We start from the raw sequence: 4,415 nt of genomic DNA, 5'->3' as shown, positions 1-4,415 counted from the left end.
AGCCACGCCTTCCACTCCCCCCTCATGGACCCCATCCTCGACCAACTCGCCGACACCCTCCACACCCTCACCTACCACCAACCCACCCTCCCCTTCACCGGCACCGCCAACAGCCCCCACCCACCCACCACACCCCAATACTGGCTCGACCACACCCGCAACACCGTCCTCTTCCACCCCACCCTCCACAAACTCCCACCCCACAACCTCCTCCTCGAAATCGGACCCGACGCCGCCCTCACACCCCACATCGACACCCACACCACCCTCCCCACCACCCAACGCAACCAACCCGAAACCCACACCCTCCTCCACACCACAACCCAACTCCACAACCACGGCACCCCCATCAACTGGCACACCCTCCTCCCACCCACACCCCCCACCACCCTCCCCACCTACCCCTTCCAACACCACCACCACTGGGTCAGTGCCCCCGCGGAGCACGGTGCCGGAGCAGGCGCGGATGTGCGCCCGCATCCGATGCTCTCCGCGCACACAGAACTCCCGGGGCCGGGCGGGGTGCTGCTCTCCGGCAGGCTGACGCCCGCGAACGACCCCTGGCTGCCGCACCACGTGGTGATGGGCACCGTGCTGCTGCCGGGCACCGGGTTCGTGGAGCTGGCCCTGGAGGCGGCCCGCGCGGTGGGGGCGGGCACGGTGGACGAACTCGTGCTGCGCGCCCCCATGGTCTTCCCGGACAGGAGAGCTCGCGATCTCCAGGTGTGGCTCGGCCCCGACGAGGACGGCGAGCGGGAGCTGCACATCCGTACCCGTGAGGGCGACGGTGCCTGGACCCTGCACGCCACCGGTGTCCTGGCCGCGCGGACCGCCGAGATCAGCGGTTTCACCTCCGACTGGGCGGGCACGGTGTGGCCGCCCGAGGGCGCGGAGCCCGTACCAGGGGACGACTTCTACGCGGCGCTGGCCGCGCGCGGCTACGAGTACGGCCCGGCCTTCCACGGCACGAAGGCCCTGTGGGCGCGGGGCGAGGAACTGTTCGCGGAGGTCGCGCTTCCCGACGGCCAGCCCGACGGGTTCGGCATCCACCCCGCGCTACTGGACGCCGCACTGCACGCGCTGCCGCTCACGGGCCGGCTGTACGAGGGCGACGAGGCGCGGCTGCCCTTCTCGTTCGGCGGCGTGTCGCTGTTCGCCTCCGACGCACGCCGGCTGCGGGTGCGGGTGCGCACGGACACGGAGGCGGCCACGGCGGCAGTGCACATCGCTGACGCCTCCGGCTCCCCCGTCCTGCGTATGGACACGCTGGCCCTGCGGCCCGTGGAACGGGAGCAGTTGGAGTCCGCGGGCGGAGCCGGCCGGGCCGGACGTTTCGCGGTGACGTGGCAGCGGCCGGCGGACGCCCCGGCCGCCGACCGGGTGCCGGGGACCTGGCGGGTGTTCGGCGATCCCCCGCGCGCACTCACCTCGTTGTTCGAGCGGACGGTGACCGGCCCGCCCCACGACTCCCCGGCCGGGCCCGAGGTGGCGGGAGCGCTGGTGTACGCGCGGCGCGCCGAGGACGTGGTCTCGGCACTCCGGCGGCTGGGCGACGAGACGGCACCGGTCTGGTGCGTCACCTCCGGCGCCGTCGCCGTCGGGGCCGGTGATCCCGCCACCGATGTGCACGCGGCCGGCGTATGGGGGCTCGGCAGGGTCGCCGCGCTGGAACTGCCCGGCCGGTGGGGCGGACTGGTGGACCTGCCGGAGGAGATCGACCGGACCACCGGGCGGCTGCTCGCCGGGATCCTGTCCGGCGACGCCGCGGAGGACCAGCTCGCGGTGCGGGACGGCGGCGTGTGGGTCCGGCGGCTGGTGGCGGCGCCGGCCGCGCCGGGCGCGGGGTGGGAGCCGAAGAGGACGGTGCTGATCACGGGCGGGACCGGTGGTCTGGGCGGGCACGTCGCACGGTGGCTGGCCGCCAAGGGCAGCGCCGGCCGTCTCGTCCTGCTGTCCCGGCGGGGCGCTGCGGCGCCCGGCGCGGCCGAGCTGGTTGCCGAGTTGACGGCGGCCGGAACACCGGCGACGGCCGTCGCCGTCGACGTCACCGACCGTGCGGCGCTCGCGGCACTGCTGTCGGAGCTGGCGGCGGACGGCGCGCCGGTCCGTACGGTCGTGCACGCGGCGGGGGTGGTCGAGAGCGTGCCCGTCCTGGAGGCGGACCCGCACCGGATCGCCGCCGGGACGGCGGCGAAGGTCGAAGGCGCGCTGCTGCTGGACGAACTCCTCCCCGACCTCGACGACTTCGTCCTCTTCTCCTCGATCTCCGGGATCTGGGGGGCCGCGGGCCAGGCCGCGTACGCGGCGGGCAACGCCTGTCTGGACGCACTCGCCCGGCGCCGCAGGGCCGCCGGGCTGCGGGCGACGGCGATCGCCTGGGGCCCGTGGTCGGGCGGTGGCATGCTGACCGAGGACGACGCGCGTGAGCTGCGCCGCCGGGGTCTGTCGCCGCTGCCGGTGGCGGGAGCGCTGCGTGCGCTGGACGAGTGCGCGGCGGCGGGGTCGGACGCGGTGGTCGCCGAGGTGGCCTGGGACCGCTTCCTGCCCGCGTTCACCGCCGCCCGGCCCAGCCCGCTGCTCGCCGGGTTCGCCGCCGCCGAAGTCCGGCCGGACGCGGGGCCCACGCCGCAGACGGAAGGGGGTTCCCTCTGGGAGCGGATCGGGGCACTGCCCGAGTCCGAGCGCGGCGCCGCGGTGCTCGACGTGGTCCGCACCCAGGTGGCGGCGCTCCTGCGGGAGCCCGACCCGGAACGCGTGGACCCGGAGCGTGCCCTCAAGGACGTGGGCTTCGACTCGCTGATGTCGGTGGAGCTGCGCAACGTCTTCGCCGGGCTCATCGGCGGCAAGCTCCCGGCCACACTCGTCTTCGACCATCCCACGCCCCAAGCACTGGCCGACTGTCTGCTCACCCGGCTGGATCCCGAACCCCGGCCCCCGGAGGGCCGCCCACTGCTTGAGGAGTTCGACCGGCTCGCGGAGCGGGCGCTCTCGCCGCTCACCGGCACGGAGCAGCGACTCGCGCTGGCCGGCCGGCTGGATGCCCTGCGCGAGCAGCTCGCAGCAGCCGACGGTGCCCGGCAGGGCTCCGGCTCCGGCACGGACGGTCTGGAGTCGGCGAGCGCGGACGAGCTGATGCGGTTCATCGACTCCGAGTTCGGGACCCTCGACCCGCCCTCCCCCGGTAGGTGCGATACATGACAGACGAAAGCCGCGTCGTCGAATACCTCCGCAAGGTCACCGGCGATCTGCACAGGACACGCTCCCGGCTGCGGGAGGTGGAGGCACGGAACAGCGAGCCGATCGCGATCGTCGGCATCGGCTGCCGCTACCCGGGCGGGGTGCGCTCGGCCGACGACCTGTGGCGGGTGGTGGCCGAGGGCCGGGACGCGATCAGCGGCTTCCCCGTGGACCGGGGCTGGGACGTGGCCTGCCTGCACGACCCCGATCCGGAGGGACCCGCAGCAGCGGCTGCTGCTGGAGACGACGTGGGAGGCGGTCGAGGACAGCGGTATCACCGCGGACACCCTGCGCGGCAGCCGCACCGGCGTGTTCACCGGCGTGATGCACCACGACTACGGAAGCCGGTTCGGCCGCGCTCCCGAGGGGTTCGAGGGATACCTCCACACGGGCAGTGCGGGCAGCATGGCCGTCGGCCGGGTCGCCTACTTCTACGGCCTGGAGGGGCCGGCGGTGACGGTGGACACCGCGTGTTCGTCGTCGCTGGTGGCCCTGCACCTGGCCTGCCAGTCGCTGCGCGCCGGCGAGTCAGCGCCGTCAACCAGGACGGCGCCTCCAACGGCCTGACCGCACCCAGCGGCCCCGCACAAGAACGCGTCATCCACGCCGCACTCCACAACGCCCGCACTCCCGCCGCCGAAGTCGACCTCCTCGAAGCACACGGCACCGGCACCCGCCTCGGCGACCCCATCGAAGCGCAAGCACTCATCAACACCTACGGCACCGCCCACACCCCCGACCGTCCTTTGCACCTCGGCTCCCTCAAATCCAACATCGGCCACACCCAGGCGGCAGCCGGTGTCGCCGGAGTGATCAAAGCGGTGCAGGCCATCCGGCACCGGACGATGCCGGCCAGCCTCTACGCCGACAACCCGACGGCCGAGGTGGACTGGTCGGCGGGCACCGTGCGGCTGCTGGCGCAGGCGCGGCCGTGGGAGGCCGCCGCGTATCCGCGCCGCGCCGGGGTCTCCTCCTTCGGCATGAGCGGGACGAACGCCCATCTGATCGTGGAGGAGTACCGCCCGGACCCGGAGCGCGGGGAGCCGCCCGCGGAAGCGCCGGCCTGGTCCGATGTCGCCGTGCCGTTGGTGTTGTCGGCGAAGTCGCCGCAAGCCCTGCGCGAACAGGCCTCAGCTCTCAGCCGGCACCTGCGTGACCACCCCGAAGAACCCCTCCAC

Annotated in this window: 1 protein-coding gene and 1 pseudogene; both read left to right on the top strand. The window is 73.9% G+C overall.

The features are described 5' to 3' along the window. Positions 1-24: 24 nt before the first annotated feature. Complete coding sequence (locus IO40_RS0132660; protein ID WP_051719366.1) at positions 25-3,198, top strand: SDR family NAD(P)-dependent oxidoreductase; 3,174 nt, start codon at positions 25-27, stop codon at positions 3,196-3,198. After that, positions 3,186-4,415 (top strand): annotated as a pseudogene (locus IO40_RS36655) (beta-ketoacyl synthase N-terminal-like domain-containing protein); the annotation flags it as partial. The gene IO40_RS0132660 and the pseudogene IO40_RS36655, both read left to right, overlap by 13 nt.

The organism is Streptomyces albus subsp. albus (assembly GCF_000725885.1).
Taxonomy (GTDB): Bacteria; Actinomycetota; Actinomycetes; order Streptomycetales; family Streptomycetaceae; genus Streptomyces; species Streptomyces albus.
Note: the sequence above shows the minus strand (reverse complement) of the source record. Positions and strands in the feature narration are given on the sequence as shown.

Coding starts and splice junctions, on each gene's coding strand:
- IO40_RS0132660 (WP_051719366.1), top strand. CDS start 25: ATGGACCCCATCCTCGACCAACTCGCCGACACCCTCCACACCCTCACC.